This is a genomic window from Arcicella rigui (assembly GCF_034929435.1).
Lineage (GTDB): Bacteria > Bacteroidota > Bacteroidia > Cytophagales > Spirosomataceae > Arcicella > Arcicella rigui.
In genome coordinates, this window is the sequence record NZ_JAYFUM010000018.1 from 17,441 (window position 1) to 38,046 (window position 20,606).

Here is a 20,606-nt window from a genome sequence, read left to right on the forward strand (position 1 = left end):
AATGACTCCTGATGAAAAAGCAGCATTTGAGATGTTAGTAGCAAGAAATGCAGAAGCTGTAAAAGCTGAGAATAAAAAAATTAATCACGAAAAAGAAAGATTCATCAATTATCTATTACTTGAATCTAATAAAACTATTGAACAAATTTCTGAGATAGTGGGCGTTTCAGCTGAATTTGTAAAATCAGTTCAACAAAAAATCACTGAGAAAAAATAATCCAAACACTCCTTTTATCTAATATTTATATTGAAGAAATACATAATTTTCTTCAAAAAATTTAACTTATCCGTATTTTCTCCACTTTTTCAACTCCTTCAAGGTTAAATTGCCAATCTTTACCACTTCTTTTGAGCCATTTTTTTTCAAAAATCCTTCAAAAATACCGCTTATCAATTCCGAAAACCGACCATTCGTTTTTGTATTGAAAGCCCAGCATCTTCTGCTAATTTTGATTCAACAATAAGACGAAAAACAACATAAGTGTCTCACAAACAGTTGTTTAAAGTCAACAATCAAAAGATTTAACCGTATCTAAACAAATAAAAAAAATGAAAACTTTTGCTCAAATCATCGCCATCGCAACTTTAACAACAAGTTCAATTTTTGCTAATCCTACTATTGGCGAAACAAATGCTAAACCTAATAAAACAAACAGCTTCGCTATCGGAATGTACCAAAGCACTGGTACTTTAGCCATGCACTTAACTCTTGACAAAGTAGCTGGCAAAGTCGTAACAATTACGATAAAAGACAAAGATGGCAAGACGCTTGAAACTGAGAGAATCTCTAAAAATACTCGTTCATACCACGGGAAATTTGATATGCAGGCTTTAGGTGATGGTACTTATACCGTAGAAATTACTGATGGTTCTGAAACAATTACTCGCCAAATCAATATCAATTCTGCTAAACCTCAAGAAATTACTCGTTCAATTGTAGTTGAATAAGCGTAACAAAATTGATTTAACCTCTAAATAATACGAAACGAGGCTTTCGCTAAACCGAAAGCCTCGTTTTTTTATACAAAGGGAATTGAAATAGTGACCGAAGTACCCGACGAAGGGTCGGAATGGAAATTGATAATGCCCTGCAAATAATTCACTCTTGAACGAATATTATTCCAACCATTGTTTTCTGGCTGTACGTTTGTATCATCAAAACCAATTCCGTCGTCTTCTACCGTTATCGTTAAAGTCCTTTCTTCTTGATACACAATTTGAATCAAAATTTCTGTGGCTCTGGCGTGCTTTAGGGCATTGGTGAGGAGTTCTTGAATAATTCTAAATATCATCAAACTATTTTCGGGCGAAATTTCAAACTCTTTACCAAAATGCTGAAAAATGATATTAGGTACTGTACTTTTTTGTTTCAAAACCAAATCATCAATCGAGCGAATCAAACCAAATTTAGCAAGTGCATTGGGCTGTAAATTGCTCGAAATAATCCGAACTTCTGCACAGGCATCATCAATCATTTCAGCAATTTGTTCTTTTGATGTAGCGTTGTTTTCTGTCTGAAACTTTATCCTTGACAGCAATGTACCCAAGCCGTCGTGTAGTTCTTGTGATACTCTCAGACGCTCAATTTCCTGTCCGTTAATCAATGCTCTCAGCGTTTCAATCTGTATATTTTTCTTTACTTTATCAGCCTCCAAACGATTGAATCGCTGGCGACTGATGTAGGTATAAGCCAAAATTCCGATAAAGAAAACAGCTAAGAGTATCGACAAAATATATAGTTTTTGCCTTGATTGTAAGGTAGTTAAGGCTGCGTCTGTCAACTTTTTTTCTAACTCTATTTTTGCCAATTGGGCATTTTGCTCTTCAATTAATTTATACTCTCGTACCGAACGCACGTCTAATTCAATACTTGAATTATAATTACTTTCGCTACTGTACAAAGCCATTTGAAAATAATGATTGGCTTGTTTGTAATCGCCACTTTCTTCGTATAAATAGCCCAAATTTCGATATACCTCTTTCCTTAAAGGCAATTGAATAAAGTCGTTTTCGGTAAGTTTTAGGCTTTGCATTAGGTTTTCGGTAGCTTCTTTATTTTTCTGAAACATTTTGTTACAAACACTCAAATAAAAATACGAAACAGCTTCTAACCAGTTCACTTTCAAGGATTTAGCAATTTTCAAACTTTTAATTGCATACACGTAAGCCGTTTTCATATCCTTATTTCGGCAGTATAAATCGGCATAAGCCCCCGCAATTCTGCCTGCATAAAGGCTATCTTTTACATAGACGTTTAATTTTTCACAACGCTTCAAAAGCTTTAAGGCTACTTTAAAATTATCTTCATAAATGTAGCTACTTGCCAAATTGATAAGATGCCCAATTTCGCTTCGGGGTAATTTTTTCCTACGAAAAAACTCAGAACTTTGACTTAAATATTCACGGGAATACTTATTAAAAAACGGACGTCCCATAAAGTAAATACCCAATGAACCGTTGGCTTCATGATAATTGATAGAATCTTTTACCATCATAAAAAATTCCATGCTTTTGCGGTAGCTCTTCACTGGTGACTCATCGGCGGTGTTCCAACGCTCTTGATTTTTTGCATAGGTCAAGTATGTAAACGCCAAGCCTGCGGTATCTTTTTTACTTTGATAATATTGAAGATACTGCTCCAAAGATGCTTTAGAATAATTTTTCTGTGGGTCGGGATAGGGCTTTTGTCCGAGTACCGAAAAACTAAGCAAAAACATTAAAAGTAATAGTTGATGATTCATCTGGTCATTTCTTTATAATTTCGTCTATCAAAATTCACAATTTTATTTAAAAACATCCCATGATTCGTATTTTATTAGTTGATGACCATAAAATTTTTACGGAAGGACTTTATTCCATTTTGAGCCAAGAGGATGATATTGAAGTAATTGGCGAATGTCAAAATTCATCTCAGACTTTTGAAATGTTGAAAAAAACGCCTTGCGATGTGATTTTGTTGGACATCAATTTAGGAAACGAAAGTGGGCTGGACCTTTGTAAAAGTATTACTGACCAATTTCCGAGTGTAAAAGTATTGGCGATTTCGATGTATCATGAAGAAAGTTTTATCACCAAAATGTTGAAAAATGGAGCTTCGGGTTACTTACTCAAAAATACAGGAAGACAAGAATTGTTAAAGGCGATTCGCTGTGTGCATGAAGGCGAAACGTTTCAGAGTAAGGAAGTGACTGATATAATTTTGAAAGGTTTGAGTCGCCAGAAACAGCAAACCAAAAGTATTTATCAAATTAAATTTACCAGAAGAGAAAGAGAAATTTTAGACCTTATCGGCAAAGGATTAACCACCAAAGAAATTGCTACTGAATTGTTTATCAGCGACAAAACCGTAGAAACACATAGAAGTAATTTATTGGCAAAATTTGAAGTAAAAAATGTAGCTGGTTTAATTAAATTGGCTATTGAATATGGATATTTGAAATAGTTTACAAGCCATAGAAAATAGATTTTACTCTGAGTCAATTTTTGTATTATACCATTTCTGAAATCAGGAATATAGGTTTTACAAAGTTTTATGCCATTCCCGAAATCAGGAATATAGGTTTTACAAAGTTTTGTACCATTCCCGAAATCAGGAATATAGGTTTTACAAAGTTTTATGCCATCCTTGAAATCAGAAATAGAGGTTTTACAAAATTTTAAGCTATAAATCATCTCATAACTCATACATCATAATTCATATCTAATACTTAGAATCCACCTTTATCGTAGAAAGTATTTCTACGTGATAATTTTAGTTCTTGTAACAAAGATGATTTTACACGAAGGGTAAATGAGTAAGTACTCGCACGACCGTAGTAAGGGCTGGCGATAGGTGTCCAGTCGAAATTGGCTTCCCAACAGTGTAAATCTCGGTGAATACTGATGTTTGTCAAAGACATTCCTTTATTCACAAAGTCGTAACCTGTACTTATCGAAAAATTCCATTTTTCGGTCAATTTCACATCGCCTTTGGCTGTCATTGCCATTACTGTTGTAGCTGGTGCAAGACCAGTACGATACATGTTATAGTTGACCGCAAACTGTAAATTCCAAGGCACAGTCCAGTCCACATAATCATTGATATTTCTGTTGATTTGGTTCATTTGTCCTTCAGTTCCGTTTGCATTTGTCTTTTTAGCATTCGCTGACTGAGGCTTGAAGCTTTTACTTAGTGCAAAGTTGAAACTTGCCAACTTCGCAAAACCTTCGCCCAAACTAAACAAAAGCGTATCAATTTTTCGTCCTGTGGTTGAATAGCCATCATTTACGTACTTGTAAGGGTCGAGTGAACCACCCAAATTTATATCAAACTTTTTCACTCTCGAATTGGCAGAGAAGTTCAAGTTTGAAAGTTTGTACTGTGTAGCAAAAAAGTTGTAGTTACCCGTAAGCGAGAAATTATCAATCAAGTTTATCTTTTCAAAATCTTTCTGAGCCGTATCCGATTTTGCTCTGAGTTTAGCTTCTAAAGTATTCTGAAAACCAAAACTTATACCCCCTGATTGGCTACCTCTGTTGGTTTGTGTTGGATTAAAAGTTGAAATATTCAAATAATCGCCCGGCAAAGTTTCTTGCCCAATCATACTACTTGGAATCGTTTCTCCTTTTTGGTAAGTATGCACACGGTTATTGATTTGAACCGTTTGATAAAAGCCATACTTAGGGTCGGTAAAATCTGGCGTATAACTGATACTTATGTTCGGCGACAAAGTATGACGAATGCCTTGTAATCTACCTTTTTTGAAATTGATTGTTCCATACAAACGAGTGTTCATACTCATGGTAAAAGCATAGGAATAATCGGCATAAAATGCTCCTCCACGCAATGTATCTATTTGCACTGCCCCTTTTCCAGCTGTGGTGTCTTTACTATAAATTGCAGCTAAATCGTTGTATGATTTAAAATTATATCGATACTTCTGACGATAAATATTTCCAGACAAACTAAAGCCCGGTGTAAGGTTGATATAGCGACCAATTTTGATATTCGGTAAGGAAATCGGAATACTATACTGAGCCTTGAATGTGGCGTTTTTTAGTAAATCTGGTAAGGTTTGAAGGTTGAACGGAATTACACCATCACGAGCAAGATTAGTCGTAGTACTTGTAGAAGACGTAACGGTTAAAGCTTTGGTTTGGTCGAGGTCAAGCGTATCAATCATTCTATAAACCGTGTAACCTAAGTTGTTATAAGAACGGTTGGTCAATGCCACTTGGTTTGTAATTCCATAAGAACCCGAAATATCTAAACCCATACGGAATTGGTCGATAAAACGGTCAACAACAGCATTTTTCTTTTTAAATGGCTGAAATTGATTCAAGCCCAAAGTATAGTTTGTATTTACGTTTACCGCTTTCGTAATAGTATTTTGGTCAGCTTGCAAGCTCACACTGGTACGTACAGTTTGACCAATATTACGTGAATATTGAATAGACGAGTTCAAAGCAGTAGAAAGATAACTACTGGTACTCAAACTGTTATATTGGCTGTTTGAATTACTCTGTAAGTTTACAGAAGCCGAAAAACTCGAATTTCCTCTACTCTGTGGCGAGTGCGACCATTGAATCCCGTAGTCATTTCTGGTCAATCTATTAAACTCATCGCCATTATTACTTTGGCGGAAGTTTACATTAAAAGTACCTGCATAACGATAACGCTTGATATACTGCGAATTGGCAGTTATACCAAAACTACCTTTAGAGTAAATCTCACCCGTAAGTCTCAAACCTATATTCGGGCTAATAGCAAAATAATAACCACCGTCACGCAAGAAGAACCCTCTACCTTGTGGCTCTTCGCCATAAGTAGGCATGATAATACCCGAAGTACCCGATTCTTGTGGGGGTTTGTATGGGAAAAATCCAAAAGGTAAACCAATTGGTAAAGGAATTTCGTTTAGCTCAAAATGAAATGGCCCAGCCACAATTTCACGTTTACCTACTACTTTAATTTTGGTAGCTCTGATATTAAAATGGGGATGTTCGAGGTTACAGGTTGTATAAATGGCATTACGGATATACAAATTATCCTCATTGTCTTTTTTTACTTTTTGCCCTTGAATAAACCCTTCGCCTTGCGTAGTAATTAAGCCTTTGATAAGTGCTTTTTTAGACTTGAAATTATACTTAATTTCGTCGGCATCGTAGGGGTCGTTACCTTGCTTAAAAATGGGTTTACCTTTTATTTTGTGGGTAGTCGAATCCATCGTACCATGGGCAGTTACTTCGTTCTTTGCCCAGTCTAAAAGTATAAAATCTGACTCCAAAGAAATATCTCCATAGGTTACTTTTGCATCACCGTAGAGATAAACCATTTGGTGTTCGGTGTCCATAATGGTAGAATCTTTGGCAGTGTAAACAACTGTTGTGGTAAGTTCACTCTCTTTTTTCAAAGAGTCTGGAATGGTTTTCGCAAGGCTTAGGTTGGTAGTATCTTTCCGAACGGTATCAGTTGGAGTGATATTTTTACTTTTTTTACTCTCAGGTTTATAGGCTTTTCCGCCCAATAGTCGCTGTGATGAGGCTTTATTGACGAATAAAAGCCCCAAAAGTAAGCACATTGCGATACTGAATATGTTGATTGCTTTTTTCAGAAGTCTTTAAAATTTATATTTGTACTTTATTAATAGATTACAAAAATACTCCATTACTCTTTGAACATTGCGAAACAACCCGAAAATAATGTTAAAGTTTGTTAAAGGTTTTTTATTAATCACTTCGATATGCTCGCTGAGTGGTTTCACGCTTAGATATTCAGTTGAAGAAATTGTCGAAAAAAAAGCTACTCGTTTCGACAGTAGAATACGAACCATCGTCATTGATGCTGGGCATGGAGGAAAAGACCCAGGCTGCCACGGAGCTTCCTACAACGAATCGAAAATCGCTTTGAAAATTGCCTTGGAATTAGGGGCAAAAATCAAAGAAGAGTACCCAGAAGTACGAGTTCTTTATACAAGAATGAAAGATGTCTTCGTTGACTTACACGAAAGGTCGGCTATTGCAAACAGAAACAAAGCTAATTTATTTATTTCTATTCATTGCAATTCGCACCCTTCTTCAAAATTTGCGGGAACTGAGACTTACACAATGGGGTTACATAAGACGAACAATAATCTTGAAGTAGCCAAAAGAGAAAACTCTGTAATTTTGCAAGAAGCCAATTACGAAAAAAACTATAATGGTTTCGACCCCAATTCGCCACTTGGGCATATTATGATGGCAAATTACCAAAGTGCTTTTATGATGAATAGCATTAAGTTGGCACAAAAAATTGAACGACAGTTTAAAAGACAAACCGAAAGAAACAGCTATGGCGTAAAACAAGCTGGATTCTTGGTACTTTGGGAAACGGCTATGCCGAGTGTTTTGGTAGAAACGGGTTTCTTAACGAATAAATACGAAGAACAATACTTGGCATCTTGGGAAGGACAAGACGAAATAGCAGACTCTATTTTCAGGGCCTTCAAATCTTACAAAGAAGAAATCGAAAATTAATGCTTTAATATTTTAGCTTGGGGGGCTATCAAGTGTTTTACAAAATGACTCTAAAACTTCAGTAATCAACATTATGACTATTTCAAAAGAAACTAAAATAGGTATTTTTGCCCTCACGAGCTTTGCCATTTTATATTTAGGATTCAATTTCCTCAAAGGAAAAGACTTTCTTACTCAAGAAAATAAATATGTTGTCATTTTTGATAATATAGAAGGTTTAACCGCCGCCAACCAAGTTTCCTTGAGCGGTATGAAAATTGGAAGAGTAAAACAAATTGAATTATTATACGACCAAGCCAACAAAGTAAAAGTTACGCTATCAATCCGAAAAGATTTACAACTTCCTGCGGGAACACAAGCCATTTTAGCTTCCGATGGTCTCTTAGGCGGTAAATTAATCAAACTGAAAATGGGGCGTTTGGGCGGTGAAATTATCCAAGATGGCGGTAGTTTGGTGGCTTCTTCCGAAACAGGTGTTACGGATTTATTAAAAGAAAAGGCTCTTCCTTTGATTCAAAATTTAGATTCTCTCACAAAATCTCTTCGCTACGTAAGTAAAAGTTTTGAAGGTACAGGTGTATTAGTAAATGGTTTAGTCAGAAATTCCGACCGTTCATTATCTACCATTTCTTCGTCTTTAAACAGTACTATTCTTGAAAATCGCAATAATTTAGCTGGAATTTCAAGCAATATGAGAGTACTTTCAGGTAACCTTATCGAAACCGAAAGAAGTATCAAACCACTCATTGGGAAGTTTAATACAATGGCCGATTCGTTGAACGCCTTAAAAATTGGTCAGGCTTTGGCTACTACTCAAAAATCTTTAGAGGGTTTACAGAAAATCATGCAAGGACTTGAAGCTGGACAAGGTTCTATGGGCAAACTTATCAAAGATGATTCGCTTTACAGCAATTTGAACCGCTCTTTAGCTGACTTAGATAAGCTCTTGATTGACTTTAGATTAGCTCCAAAACGTTATGTGCATCTTTCTGTTTTTGGCAAGAAAAATACGCCACCAGTTGTTAAATGATGTTTTATGATGTATGAGATATGATGTGTTATACGAGGTACGATGTATTAAGTATGAGAAAGTAATTTACAAACAACATCATATATAACACATCATACATCTATTTCAAACATCAATCGGCACAGGCGTTTGGCTTTTTATTTCATTGACTACAAATCTGCTTTGAGCATTTCCAATATTCGAGAGTGTCGCTAATTTATGTAAAATAAAATGGCGATACTCGTCCATATCTTTCACTAATACTTTCAGTAAAAAATCTGAACCTCCCGAAATACAATAACATTCTACTACTTCTGGTAAAAGTAACACGTCTTTTTCAAATTGTTCCAAAAAACTGGCTGCGTGTTCTTTCAGCGTAACATCCACTAAAACTACCAGACTTTTCCCAAGCTTTGATTTATTCAGAATAGCCGTATATTTCTCAATAACCCCCTCATTTTCAAGCCTTTTTATCCTTTCGTGAATAGGTGTTGTGGTTAAATTCAACCTTGCCGCAATCTCCTTGTTGGTCATCAAAGCATTGGCTTGAAGCAACTGTAAAATCTTTAAATCTATGATGTCTAAATTTGCCATGTCTATATTTTTAAATGCAATTACAAACGCATTTTAAGAACGATAATTAGCGTTTTGAAAATCAAATAACTCTGTAATTTGAAGAAACTTTTGTAAAACTGGATTGTTATCATCATTTCTCCAGACAATCGAAAGTTGTGTTTTTTCAGGAATTTTCTTGAGTTCAATAAATTTTACTCGCATTGCCGAGCCAAATTTATACGAAATAGGCATCAACGAAATACCTAAATTATGCTCTACCAAACGTAAAATGGTAGCCCCATAATTCGACTCATGAACGATATTCGGAATAAAATTTTCACGCCAACATATACTCAAAAGCATATCGTAATAAGTAGAGCTTGAACTTTGAGGTGGCAAAATAAAATTTTCGTGTTTTACTTGTGCCAAGCTTTCAAAGTTATCGTCATTGATAGAATGACTTTCGGGCAATACCAAAGCAAAAGATTCTTTATAAAGTACTTTAGCATTTAAGTACTTGTCTGGATAAATCTCACGAATAAAACCCACATCAATTTCATGGTTTTTCAGGGCTGTCAGGATATAATTGTCCAAAACCTCTGATAAATTCGCCTTGATATTGGGAAAATGTAATTTTAGACTTGACAAAAGTGGAGGAATCACCGAATAAATAGCCGAACCGGGATGCCCAATTCTAATATCTCCCTCCTCCCCTGAATGTATCAATTGCGTTCTTTGTTTGATATTATTTAGTTGTGAAAGTAATCGTGAAGCTTCAACACAAAGGTACTCTCCAGCAGGCGTAAGTTTTACATTTCGCTTGTCACGTTCAAATAAAAGTACTCCTAAGTTTTGTTCTAATTGTTGAATCTGTCGGCTAAGAGCAGGCTGTGCGATAAACAATTTTTCAGAAGCCTTCGAAAAATGAAGCTCTGAAGCAACACCTAAAAAATATTCCAACTGTCTAAATTCCATTTTTTTTGATTCGTTCAGTATTGTGACTCACGGGCTTATACGAAACTTGGCGTATAATCTTACAAAAAACAATATTATTAATACCGAAAAAGCATTAATTAATACAAATTAAGTATTTTTTATTATAAATAGAAATCAGTTTCTTTGCTCAGAAAATATTTCTTTCATTCACAAGTAGAAAAAAATGAGTATAAACATTCATATAAGGAAAGCAACATTAAAGGATTTACCTGCTCTCTGTGAAATATCAGAAAGTACTTTTGTTGATACTTATCAAGAACATAATACTCCCGAAAATCTACAAAAATATTTAAAAGAGCATTTCAACGAAAATCAATTAAAAAATGAAATGCTCACGCCCAACACTTATTTTCTTTTGGTAGAATTAGAAAATTCAATTATTGGTTATGCTAAATTAAGGGTAAATACACAAGAATTTTTAGACAAAAACGCCATTGAACTGGAACGAATTTATATAAAAAAGACGTTTCATGGGAAATCATTCGGTTTGAGCCTTATGGAAGAATGCGTTGATTTTGCAAAAAAATTACACTTTGATTTGATTTGGCTTGGTGTTTGGGAGTATAATCACAAGGCAATTAACTTCTATAAAAGATACGGCTTTGAAATTTGTGGCGAACACATCTTTCAATTTGGCGAAGAAGCTCAGACAGACTATCTCATGGCAAAGACATTGAACATACCATAAGTATATGTACTTACACAGCATTTACGTAAGTATATTCAACAGCATTTACACAATTCGTGTGAATTTTTAGAAAAGGTTAATACGCAAAAAACTCACCATTTTGGTGGGTTTTTTTGTTTTATTTCTACAAATAAAATAAAAATAAAATAGTATGCTTGCATAACAATTTTATTTTTATTTAACTTTACCTATATAATTTATAAAACAACCAACATGAACCGTTCAATTAGAAAAGTAGCCGTACTTGGCTCTGGGATTATGGGAAGCCGTATTGCTTGCCATTTTGCTAATATTGGCGTTGAGGTCATGCTTTTGGATATTGTTCCGAAAGAACCCAACGATGCAGAAAAAGCTAAAGGGCTGAGTATTCAACATCCTGCGGTACGAAATCGCATCGTGAACACAGCCTTTCAACAAACTTTAAAAGCTAATCCAGCGGCATTATATTCTGCCTCTTTTGCCAACCGAATTAAATTAGGAAACTTTGATGATAACCTTTCGGAAATCAATCAATACGACTGGGTAATTGAAGTTGTGGTTGAAAATTTAGCGATTAAAAAATCTTTGTATGAAAAAGTAGATGCTTTTCGTAAAGCAGGAACTTTGATTACTTCTAATACTTCGGGGATTCCAATTCACTTAATGGCAGAGGGGCGTTCGGAAGATTTCCGAAAACATTTCTGCGGAACACACTTTTTCAATCCTCCTCGTTATCTAAAATTGTTGGAAATCATTCCAACACCTGCTACTGATGCTTCGGTCATTGATTTCTTGATGCACTACGGCGACCGTTTTCTGGGTAAAACTACCGTTTTGTGTAAAGATACTCCTGCTTTCATCGCCAACCGTGTGGGTGTGTACTCGATGATGAAAACCATGCAAGTAGTGGAAGAAATGGGGCTGACCGTAGAAGAAGTTGATAAACTTACTTCGGTAGTGGTTGGTCGCCCGAAATCTGGTACTTTCCGTTTGTCTGATGTTGTGGGTTTAGATACCACTATCAATGTTTCTAATAATCTGTACGCTGGTTTAACTGACGACGACGCTAAGGATACTTTCCTTTTGCCAGCAATGGTGAAGAAACTCCAAGAAAATAAATGGTTGGGCGATAAAACTGGTCAAGGTTTTTACAAGAAAATCAAAGGAGCAAATGGCAAATCAGAAATTTTGGCATTGAATCTAAAAACGTTTGAGTACGCACCTTCACAGAAAGTAAAATTCCCCGTTTTTGAACAAACCAAAACTTTGGCTTTGAAAGACCGCTTTGCGGTTTTATTGGCCGACAAAGGCAAAGCAGGCGAATTTTACAGAAAGACTATTTTAGATGGCTTTAGCTACGTAACAAAACGTATTCCTGAAATTTCAGATGAATTATACCGAATTGATGCCGCCATTTGTGCAGGTTTTGGTTGGGAAATGGGTTTGTTTGAAACTTGGGATGCCATCGGTGTAGAAAAAGGTCTTGAACTGATGCAAAACGAAGGCATGAAATCAGCAGATTGGGTGCATGAAATGTTGGCTTCGGGTGCAAAAACTTTCTACAAAAGAGAAGGCGGAAAACGCTTGTATTATGATATTCCGACGAAATCTTATAAAGTAATTCCGGGAACAGAATCCTTTATTATTTTAGAAAATCTTTCTAATAATATCGTCTGGAAAAATGCTGAAAGTAATGTGTATGACTTGGGTGATGGCATTCTGGGTTTAGAATTCCGTTCAAAAATGAATACAATGGGTGCTGGCGTGATTGAAGGTATTCAGAAATCAATTGCTTTGGCAGAAAAAGACTTCCGTGGTTTGGTTATCGGAAATGACAGTACAGAAGCTTTTTCGGCTGGGGCAAATTTGGCGATGTTATTCATGTTTGCAATTGAGCAGGAGTATGATGAAATCAATATGATGATTGCTCAGTTCCAACAAACGATGATGCGAGTACGATACTCTTCAATTCCTGTGGTGGTTGCTCCGCATTCTTTGGCTTTGGGCGGTGGTTGCGAAATCAATCTTCATGCCGACAGAGTAGTGGCTGGTGCTGAAACTTATATGGGTTTGGTAGAAGTTGGCGTAGGTTTGATTCCTGCGGGAGGAGGAACAAAAGAAATGGCTTTGCGTTGCTCTGATTTATACAAAAATGGCGACCCAGAATTGAATACTCTGCAAAATGCCTTTATGAATATTGCAATGGCAAAAGTAAGTACTTCAGCACAGGAAGCTTTTGAAATGAATTACTTGCGTCGTGGTGATGAAATTGTTTTGAATCGCTCTCGCTTGATTGCCGATGCCAAACAAGCTGCCATCGAATTAGCCGAGGCAGGTTATACGCAACCTAAAAAGCGTACTGATATTAAAGTACAAGGCAAAGCAGGTATTGCTCTTTTCAAAGCAGGTATTCAAGGAATGAAAATGGGTAGATACATTTCAGAACATGATGCCAAGATTGCAGAGAAATTAGCCTACGTAATTTCTGGGGGAGATTTGAGTTATCCACAATTGGTTTCAGAACAGTACTTATTAGATTTAGAACGTGAAGCTTTCCTTTCGCTTTCGGCAGAGAGAAAGACTTTAGAGCGTATGCAAGGATTACTGAATGGAGGGAAACCACCAAGGAATTAGGTTAAAGCTGTGAGCCTTGAGCTACGAGCTTTTTCAAAAACAGCTCAAGGCTCACATCTCAAAGCTTCAAACCAATTTATTCAAAATCACAATAGTTTAACAGCTCAAAGCTCATAGCTCAAGGCTCAAAGCTATACAAAAGCTAAATTAACATGAACGCATATATCGTAGCGGGCTATCGTACCGCTGTTGGAAAAGCCCCAAGAGGTGTTTTCCGTTTTACAAGACCCGATGATTTGGCAGCGGAAGTTATCAAACATTTGGTGGCACAAGTACCTGCTTTAGACCCTACTCGTGTAGATGATTTAATTGTAGGTAATGCCGTTCCAGAAGCAGAGCAAGGAATGCAAATTGCTCGCTATATTGCTCTTTTATCTTTACCACAAAATGTACCCGGTTTTACCATCAACCGTTATTGTGGTTCAGGTTTAGAAGCCATCGCTTTGGCTTCTGCTAAAATTCATTCGGGTTTAGCAGATTGTATCATTGCTGGCGGAGCAGAATCTATGTCTTTAGTACCCACAACGGGCTACAAAATGGCATTGAATTTTGAAATTGCTCAGAAACATCCAGATTATTATATCGGAATGGGCTTAACTGCCGAACAAGTACGTGAACAATTCAAGATTTCTCGTGAAGAGCAAGATGAATTTTCGGTAGAATCTCATACCAAAGCTTTGGCTGCACAAGCCAATGGTTTGTTCAAAGATGAGATCGTACCAATTACGGTGAAGGAAACTTATTTTGATGCCAATACTGGCAAAAAGAAAAACCGTGAGTACGTAGTGGACACCGACGAAGGTCCAAGAGCTGGTACAAGTATGGAGGCTTTGGCAAATTTGAAACCTGTTTTTGCCGCAGGCGGAACAGTAACGGCAGGGAATTCTTCCCAAACTTCAGACGGTGCTGCTTTTGTAATGGTAATGTCCGAAGCGATGGTAAAAGAATTAAATCTTGAACCGATTGCTCGTATGGTTACTTATACCACGGCTGGCGTTGAGCCTCGCATCATGGGTATTGGGCCAGTGGCAGCTATACCTTTGGCACTGAAAAGAGCAGGATTGAGTATCAACGACATCGACCAAATAGAGCTGAACGAGGCTTTTGCGGCACAGTCGTTGGCGGTTATCAAAGAATTAGATTTAGACCGCTCCAAGATTAATGTAAATGGTGGAGCAATTGCTTTAGGACATCCACTGGGTTGTTCGGGAGCAAAACTTTCGATACAATTATTTAATGAAATGCGTCGTAGAAATCAAAAATACGGCATGGTATCGGCTTGCGTTGGTGGCGGCCAAGGCGTAGCTGGTATTTATGAATTGTTATAGTTTAGGTTTACTAATTATAAAAAAAGGGTCGGTATTTACTGACCCTTTTTTTGTTTGTTTAGGGTTTTATTCGATTATTAGCACCTAAAAAGTTCATCGGACATCCTTTTAAGGTCAATGGAAAGGCTCGGAGTATGTTTTGACAAACAAAAAGAGTATCAAAAAGAATCTGATACAGCTTAACAAAGCCAAGATGTCCTCTGGGAAGCCAATATTCCTTTTGTCCAATCCAATATTGCCGCTCTGATAAAATAATCCTTATCTATCTGAATAAAGTATAAAAATGAAGTGGCACTCTTAAAGCAATCCAACAAAACGATACTTTTTAAGCAAAAAATATGGTAAAAATCCAAAAACAGAATTGTTTATCTGAATTTTACCAAGTAGTTTTGCAATCTGAAATACTACGTTAAGTACTGAAAAAACGTAATCACTTGACAATCAGATAACAAAATCACAATACAAATGGCAAATGCAGTCAATAAAGGGAAAGTTACGCAAGTAATCGGCCCAGTTGTGGACGTGAGCTTCGAGGGTGCTGACTCTCATCTCCCCACAATTTTGAATGCCTTGGAGGTTACAAAAGCCAACGGCACCAAAGTTATTCTCGAAGTACAACAACATTTAGGAGAAGACCGAGTTCGTACCATCGCAATGGAAGGTACAGAAGGACTTCAAAGAGGTCAAGAAGTTATTGACTTAGGACAGGCAATCTCAATGCCTACTGGCGATAGTATCAAAGGTCGTCTTTTCAATGTAGTTGGAGAGGCAATTGATGGAATTGCTCAACCTGTCACTAACAAGAAAATGCCTATTCACCGTCTTGCACCTAAATACGACGAGTTGGCTACTTCAACAGAGGTGCTTTTCACAGGTATCAAAGTAATTGACTTACTTGCTCCTTATGTGAAAGGTGGTAAAATTGGTTTATTTGGTGGTGCTGGGGTAGGTAAGACCGTATTAATTATGGAACTTATCAACAACATCGCTAAAGCTTACGAAGGTCTTTCTGTATTCGCTGGTGTTGGTGAGCGTACTCGTGAGGGTAACGACTTATTGCGTGAGATGATTGAATCAAACGTAATCCGTTATGGTGAAGATTTCAAACACGCTATGGAAGAAGGTCAGTGGGATCTTTCTAAAGTAGATGAAGAAGCTCTTCTTACTTCACAAGCTACTTTGGTGTTCGGTCAAATGAACGAACCTCCTGGAGCTCGTGCAAGAGTTGCTCTTTCTGGTTTGACAGTTGCTGAATATTTCCGTGATGCAGAAGGTGAAGACCAAGGTCGTGATATCCTTTTCTTTATCGATAATATCTTCCGTTTTACACAAGCAGGTTCTGAGGTATCAGCCCTTTTAGGTCGTATGCCTTCAGCGGTAGGTTACCAACCAACGCTTGCTACTGAAATGGGTGCGATGCAAGAGCGTATTACTTCAACAAAAAGAGGTTCAATTACTTCAGTACAAGCGGTTTATGTACCTGCCGATGACTTAACTGACCCTGCTCCTGCTACAACATTTACTCACTTAGATGCTACAACGGTATTATCTCGTAAGATTGCCGAGTTAGGTATCTATCCAGCCGTAGATCCATTAGATTCTTCTTCACGTATTTTGTCTCCAGCAGTATTAGGTGACCTTCACTACAACACTGCACAAAGAGTGAAAGAGATTCTTCAACGTTATAAAGAATTACAAGATATTATCGCCATCCTTGGTTTGGATGAATTATCAGAAGACGATAAATTGGTAGTATCTCGTGCAAGACGTGTTCAACGTTTCTTATCACAACCATTCTTCGTTGCTGAACAATTTACAGGTTTGAAAGGTGTATTAGTTGATATCAATGATACTATCAAAGGTTTCAATGCTATCATCGACGGTACTTATGACCACCTTCCAGAAGCAGCTTTCAACTTAGTTGGTAGCATCGAAGATGCCATTGCGAAAGGAGAAAGATTAGTAGCAGAAGCATCGAAATAATTTGAAAATTTGAAAGTGTGTTAATTTGAAAATAATTGACACACTTTTGATTTGAATTCTTTTTCAAATTTTCAGATTCTCAAATTTTCAAATTCTTATAGAAATGAATTTACAAATCATTACTCCCGATAAAAAAGTGTTCTCAGGTGAAGTAGAAGTAGTTACTCTACCCGGCACAAATGGTTCTTTTCAAATTTTGAAAGACCACGCTCCTATCGTTTCTACTTTAGGAAAAGGAACATTAGCGGCTGACAAAGAAGTATTCACTATCGACGGTGGAGTTGTTGAAGTATTAAACAACAAAGTATTGGTTTTGGCAGAAGCAGTATTGTAATTCGTAATTGTGAATTAATTTCCAATTACCAAAAAATATTAAAAGCACAGGCTCTTTGGAGTTTGTGCTTTTTTTTGTTTGAACAACATAAAAATATATTGTATAATTTATAAAAAAGAGTTTTAATATTTTTTCATTTTAAAGTTGAATCAGATTAATTTTCTCACAATAATTAAAGCGAACTTAATAAGGTTTGAAAAAAAACTTTTCTTTAAACCAAATAAAATATAATTGAAAATGAAACGTCCGGACATTATAAAAACTATACAAGCCTCTCTTTTCACTCAAGTAATACAAGCTAAAAAAGGAGAGGAAGATTTATGGAAAAATTGGTTTTTTAATAATGAAATACGATTAAACAATATTGGTATCAATCAAGAGATTAAACTTGATACTAAATATGAATATCCTTATCCAATAGTGATTTCAGATTGTTCTATAAATAGTATAACATTTAACGAAGGTATTTTCAATAAATATGTAAAATTTGAAAACTCTACAGTAAGCCATATTAGAATAAACTCAGATATAGTTTTCAATAATCAATTATTAGTAACAGGTTGTGAAATTGGCAATTTGTTCCTTGATGGCTCTTATCAAGATGAAGTTTACATATTTTATAATAAAATCAAGAGTATTTTTGAGACACGAGGACCAATTTTCTGGGATAAAATAGTACTTGACAATAACACTTTTGAAAAAACTGTAAGATTTTGGGGAGGTACTTTTAAAAGAGAGCTTTCATTTTATGATTCGATATTTAAAGGAGATGTTTCATTTGAAAATTCCTGTTTTGAAAAAGGTTTGCGAATTGGAGAAAATACTATCTTTGAAGCCGACCTTAATTTTCATTCTGGAAAATACAAATCACTATCAGTGTTTGGTGGACAGTTTAAAGAGATTGATATTAATGGAGGAGAATTTGGAAAGCTAAGTTTTTCAGATAACATCAAAGTAAATGATAGATTAAGACTATCTTTTTATTTTAACTTAACCGTAAATGACTTACAAATAGATTTCACAAAATTCAATTGTAAAAAAATTTTATTTGAAAATAGAAATGGACAAATTTCATCTCTCAAATTAGAAGGAATTATTCCAAAAGATACTTACTGTGAGTTTGTTAGTATTAATACTCCAACAAATATTAATATTGATAATCTAACCAATTTTGGAAATATTTATTTTAAAGATGTCACTTATCCTACACCCAAACTCAACAATGAAAAAATGGGATTTTTTATTATAAAGAATTCTGATTTGGGGAAAACTACGTTTATGGGTTCAGATTTTTCCAGACTATATCTATATTTTAAAAGCTCAAAAATAACGGAATCATTTCTATCCGATACTGTTATGCCCTTTGAAATTAAATCCGATGATGGTACAATTAGTTCAGAACAACAACGTCTTGGCTATGGGCAATTGAAAAAAATCTATGAAAATAGAGGTGATGCAGTTAGTGCTTTAGAGTATTATGCTAAAGAAATGAACGCATTGGAAAAAAGTAATAAGATTAGTTATTGGGAAAAAATGAACTTGTTCTTGGGAAAAATATCAACCAATCATGGAACAAACTGGGCTAGAGGACTATTTTCAACAGTGATATGCACACTATTATGTTTCTCACTAATAAGCTTTAGTAGTGGTATTTCCTTTTCATTCACAAAGGTTGGATGGATTTTCTTTTGTAATAATTCTATACCTGCTTTCTTAGAATTTTTCAATCCTCTACATAAATCAAAAGACATTATTTCAATTCTAAAAAACACAAAACCCGAACTAATCAAGCTTACATGGGCAATTAGTGTTGTCGATTTTCTCTCTAAAATTTTCATAACTTACTTTGAATATCAACTAATCCAAGCTTTTAGGAAGCATGGTAAAAAATAATTTCACTAACTCTTTTATTTATTTTTTCTCCGAAATTCCGCTGTTTGAGCGAAGCGAGTCGGCTCGCCGATGCGATTCGGAATTTCTTGATTTTCTTTTGCGACCGACGCTTTGGTTACTTTTCTTGTATCAAGACAAGAAATGCAAGTAACGTACAATAAAATCTCGGAAAATTCTCTCTTACTAACATTTAAAAACAATTCACTTTAAAAAGCGTTTGTCCAAAAATCATTTATTCCCTATCTTTGCACAAGAAATGAAATAAATGATGATACAAGCCGTATATACAAGTTACTTCTGGGAAATGTCCAAAGATTTACCTTCAAAAAAAGGCTGTTTTATCGTTTCTAAAAAATATTTTTATTAGGAGGTCAAATTAATTGACCTCCTTTTTTATAGTGCAATCTTTTACCAAGAAACAATCAAATGAAAGTAACACAAAGCCAAGCAGCTATTTTGTTGTTGGAAGACGGTACAGTTTTTAGAGGGAATGCTCTCGGAAAAATCGGGACAAGTGGCGGAGAAATTTGCTTTAATACAGGTATGACGGGCTATCAGGAAATCTATACTGACCCTTCGTATTTCGGACAAGTAATTGTTAATACTACTTCACATATCGGAAATTATGGCGTGGTAAACGACTTAGAAGAAGAATCTGGTTCTGTTAAAATCGCTGGAATGGTTTGTAATGAATTTTCTCCGATTCATTCACGTAAAACGGCTGATGATTCGCTTCAAAATTATTTTGAAAAAGCAGGTATCGTCGGTATTTCTGGCGTTGATACTCGTCAAATCGTTCGTCATATCCGTGAAGTTGGTGTAATGAACTGCATCATTTCTTCTGAAATTTTGGATGTAGAAGAATTGAAAAAAGAGTTGGCAAAAATTCCACCAATGGAAGGTTTGGAATTGTCTTCTCAGGTTTGTACACAAGAGCCTTACTTCTTAGGCGACCCAGAGTCAGAACACAAAGTAGCAGTTTTAGACTTAGGTGTAAAGAAAAGTATTTTAAGTAACCTTACTGATAGAGGTTGTTATCTAAAAGTTTTCCCAGCTAAAACTCCTTTCGCAGACATGAAAGCTTGGAATCCTGATGGCTACTTTATCTCGAATGGCCCTGGCGACCCTGCCGTGATGCCTTACGCTATCAAAACGGTTTATCAAATCATCGAGAACAATAGCCCTACTTTTGGTATCTGTTTAGGTCACCAAATTTTGGCACAAGCGTCTGGTCTTTCAACTTATAAAATGAAAAACGGACACCGTGGACTTAACCATCCTGTGAAAAACTTGATTACTGGTTTATCAGAAATTACTTCTCAGAATCATGGTTTTGCCGTAAAAATGTCGGAATTAGAGGCAAATGAAAATGTAGAATTAACGCATATCAACCTTAACGACAAAACTGTTGAAGGCTTGAGAAGAAAAGACAAGCCTGCCTTCTCGGTACAACACCACCCAGAAGCTTCACCAGGCCCACACGATTCACGTTATTTGTTTGATACTTTTGTGGAAATGTTGTAATCAAGACTTTAGGACTTTGGACTTTAGGACTACAAGAGAAAATAATGATAAAACTTGAGACTTGAAGATTTGAGGACTACATGATAATATAATGATGAAAGACTTGAAGATTAGGATTTAACATCCTAATCTTCAAGTCTTTTTCTCATTCAGTCTCATCATAAAACCCTAAAATCTATAAGCCATAAA

Annotated in this window: 16 protein-coding genes; 12 read left to right on the forward strand and 4 right to left on the reverse strand. The window is 35.8% G+C overall.

Going from position 1 to position 20,606, the window contains the following annotated elements; genetic code table 11:
- Position 1 precedes the first annotated feature (1 nt).
- The gene (locus tag VB248_RS15020; protein ID WP_323297617.1) at positions 2-217 is read left to right on the forward strand and encodes a hypothetical protein; all 216 of its coding nucleotides are present in this window, start codon (positions 2-4) and stop codon (positions 215-217) included.
- Positions 218-549: 332 nt separating this feature from the next.
- Positions 550-948, forward strand: coding sequence for a hypothetical protein (locus tag VB248_RS15025; RefSeq protein WP_323297618.1), 399 nt, complete (start codon positions 550-552; stop codon positions 946-948).
- 71 nt (positions 949-1,019) lie between these two features.
- Here the strand turns inward: VB248_RS15025 and VB248_RS15030 are convergent, their stop codons facing one another.
- Complete coding sequence (locus VB248_RS15030; protein ID WP_323297619.1) at positions 1,020-2,741, reverse strand: tetratricopeptide repeat-containing sensor histidine kinase; 1,722 nt, start codon at positions 2,739-2,741, stop codon at positions 1,020-1,022.
- Positions 2,742-2,800: 59 nt separating this feature from the next.
- On the opposite strand from VB248_RS15030, the gene VB248_RS15035 reads away from it, so the two are divergent.
- Positions 2,801-3,442 carry a response regulator transcription factor gene (locus VB248_RS15035; protein ID WP_323297620.1) on the forward strand — a complete coding sequence of 214 codons (642 nt, stop codon included), beginning with the start codon at positions 2,801-2,803 and terminating at the stop codon, positions 3,440-3,442.
- A gap of 265 nt (positions 3,443-3,707) precedes the next feature.
- On the opposite strand, the gene VB248_RS15040 is transcribed toward VB248_RS15035, so the two are convergent.
- The gene (locus tag VB248_RS15040) at positions 3,708-6,560 is read right to left on the reverse strand and encodes a putative LPS assembly protein LptD (protein ID WP_323297621.1); all 2,853 of its coding nucleotides are present in this window, start codon (positions 6,558-6,560) and stop codon (positions 3,708-3,710) included.
- A 121-nt stretch (positions 6,561-6,681) separates the two neighbouring features.
- Between VB248_RS15040 and VB248_RS15045 the strand changes: the two genes are divergently transcribed.
- Together VB248_RS15045 and VB248_RS15050 are read left to right on the forward strand one after the other, a co-directional pair.
- Positions 6,682-7,494, forward strand: a complete 813-nt coding sequence (locus VB248_RS15045; protein WP_323297622.1) for an N-acetylmuramoyl-L-alanine amidase family protein — start codon at positions 6,682-6,684, stop codon at positions 7,492-7,494.
- A 73-nt stretch (positions 7,495-7,567) separates the two neighbouring features.
- Positions 7,568-8,524 (forward strand): MlaD family protein, encoded by a 957-nt coding sequence (locus tag VB248_RS15050; protein ID WP_323297623.1) that lies wholly within the window; start codon positions 7,568-7,570, stop codon positions 8,522-8,524.
- Between the two features lie 105 nt (positions 8,525-8,629).
- Here VB248_RS15050 and VB248_RS15055 read toward each other — a convergent pair whose 3' ends face one another.
- Positions 8,630-9,097, reverse strand: a complete 468-nt coding sequence (locus tag VB248_RS15055) for an Lrp/AsnC family transcriptional regulator (RefSeq protein ID WP_323297624.1) — start codon at positions 9,095-9,097, stop codon at positions 8,630-8,632.
- Positions 9,098-9,130: 33 nt separating this feature from the next.
- A complete protein-coding gene (locus tag VB248_RS15060; RefSeq protein WP_323297625.1) occupies positions 9,131-10,033 on the reverse strand; it encodes a LysR family transcriptional regulator in 903 nt (300 codons plus the stop codon).
- 184 nt (positions 10,034-10,217) lie between these two features.
- On the opposite strand from VB248_RS15060, the gene VB248_RS15065 reads away from it, so the two are divergent.
- The 7 genes from VB248_RS15065 (at position 10,218) to carA (ending at position 20,417) form a co-directional block, all read left to right on the forward strand.
- On the forward strand, positions 10,218-10,742 hold the full coding sequence (locus VB248_RS15065) for a GNAT family N-acetyltransferase (RefSeq protein WP_323297626.1): 525 nt from the start codon (positions 10,218-10,220) through the stop codon (positions 10,740-10,742).
- A 213-nt stretch (positions 10,743-10,955) separates the two neighbouring features.
- Positions 10,956-13,355, forward strand: coding sequence for a 3-hydroxyacyl-CoA dehydrogenase/enoyl-CoA hydratase family protein (locus VB248_RS15070; RefSeq protein WP_323297627.1), 2,400 nt, complete (start codon positions 10,956-10,958; stop codon positions 13,353-13,355).
- A 152-nt stretch (positions 13,356-13,507) separates the two neighbouring features.
- The gene (locus VB248_RS15075; RefSeq protein WP_323297628.1) at positions 13,508-14,683 is read left to right on the forward strand and encodes an acetyl-CoA C-acyltransferase; all 1,176 of its coding nucleotides are present in this window, start codon (positions 13,508-13,510) and stop codon (positions 14,681-14,683) included.
- A gap of 465 nt (positions 14,684-15,148) precedes the next feature.
- Positions 15,149-16,666, forward strand: coding sequence for a F0F1 ATP synthase subunit beta (gene atpD, locus VB248_RS15080; protein ID WP_323297629.1), 1,518 nt, complete (start codon positions 15,149-15,151; stop codon positions 16,664-16,666).
- A 103-nt stretch (positions 16,667-16,769) separates the two neighbouring features.
- Positions 16,770-17,000, forward strand: coding sequence for an ATP synthase F1 subunit epsilon (atpC, locus tag VB248_RS15085; RefSeq protein WP_323297630.1), 231 nt, complete (start codon positions 16,770-16,772; stop codon positions 16,998-17,000).
- Between the two features lie 237 nt (positions 17,001-17,237).
- The gene (locus VB248_RS15090; RefSeq protein WP_323297631.1) at positions 17,238-18,893 is read left to right on the forward strand and encodes a hypothetical protein; all 1,656 of its coding nucleotides are present in this window, start codon (positions 17,238-17,240) and stop codon (positions 18,891-18,893) included.
- A gap of 426 nt (positions 18,894-19,319) precedes the next feature.
- Positions 19,320-20,417, forward strand: coding sequence for a glutamine-hydrolyzing carbamoyl-phosphate synthase small subunit (gene carA, locus VB248_RS15095; RefSeq protein ID WP_323297632.1), 1,098 nt, complete (start codon positions 19,320-19,322; stop codon positions 20,415-20,417).
- Positions 20,418-20,606 lie beyond the last annotated feature (189 nt).

Bases quoted from the DNA above. Each gene is read 5' to 3' on its own strand.
- VB248_RS15020 (WP_323297617.1), top strand. From the start codon at position 2: ATGACTCCTGATGAAAAAGCAGCATTTGAGATGTTAGTAGCAAGAAAT.
- VB248_RS15025 (WP_323297618.1), top strand. From the start codon at position 550: ATGAAAACTTTTGCTCAAATCATCGCCATCGCAACTTTAACAACAAGT.
- VB248_RS15030 (WP_323297619.1), bottom strand. From the start codon at position 2,741: ATGAATCATCAACTATTACTTTTAATGTTTTTGCTTAGTTTTTCGGTA.
- VB248_RS15035 (WP_323297620.1), top strand. From the start codon at position 2,801: ATGATTCGTATTTTATTAGTTGATGACCATAAAATTTTTACGGAAGGA.
- VB248_RS15040 (WP_323297621.1), bottom strand. From the start codon at position 6,560: ATGTGCTTACTTTTGGGGCTTTTATTCGTCAATAAAGCCTCATCACAG.
- VB248_RS15045 (WP_323297622.1), top strand. From the start codon at position 6,682: ATGTTAAAGTTTGTTAAAGGTTTTTTATTAATCACTTCGATATGCTCG.
- VB248_RS15050 (WP_323297623.1), top strand. From the start codon at position 7,568: ATGACTATTTCAAAAGAAACTAAAATAGGTATTTTTGCCCTCACGAGC.
- VB248_RS15055 (WP_323297624.1), bottom strand. From the start codon at position 9,097: ATGGCAAATTTAGACATCATAGATTTAAAGATTTTACAGTTGCTTCAA.
- VB248_RS15060 (WP_323297625.1), bottom strand. From the start codon at position 10,033: ATGGAATTTAGACAGTTGGAATATTTTTTAGGTGTTGCTTCAGAGCTT.
- VB248_RS15065 (WP_323297626.1), top strand. From the start codon at position 10,218: ATGAGTATAAACATTCATATAAGGAAAGCAACATTAAAGGATTTACCT.
- VB248_RS15070 (WP_323297627.1), top strand. From the start codon at position 10,956: ATGAACCGTTCAATTAGAAAAGTAGCCGTACTTGGCTCTGGGATTATG.
- VB248_RS15075 (WP_323297628.1), top strand. From the start codon at position 13,508: ATGAACGCATATATCGTAGCGGGCTATCGTACCGCTGTTGGAAAAGCC.
- atpD (WP_323297629.1), top strand. From the start codon at position 15,149: ATGGCAAATGCAGTCAATAAAGGGAAAGTTACGCAAGTAATCGGCCCA.
- atpC (WP_323297630.1), top strand. From the start codon at position 16,770: ATGAATTTACAAATCATTACTCCCGATAAAAAAGTGTTCTCAGGTGAA.
- VB248_RS15090 (WP_323297631.1), top strand. From the start codon at position 17,238: ATGAAACGTCCGGACATTATAAAAACTATACAAGCCTCTCTTTTCACT.
- carA (WP_323297632.1), top strand. From the start codon at position 19,320: ATGAAAGTAACACAAAGCCAAGCAGCTATTTTGTTGTTGGAAGACGGT.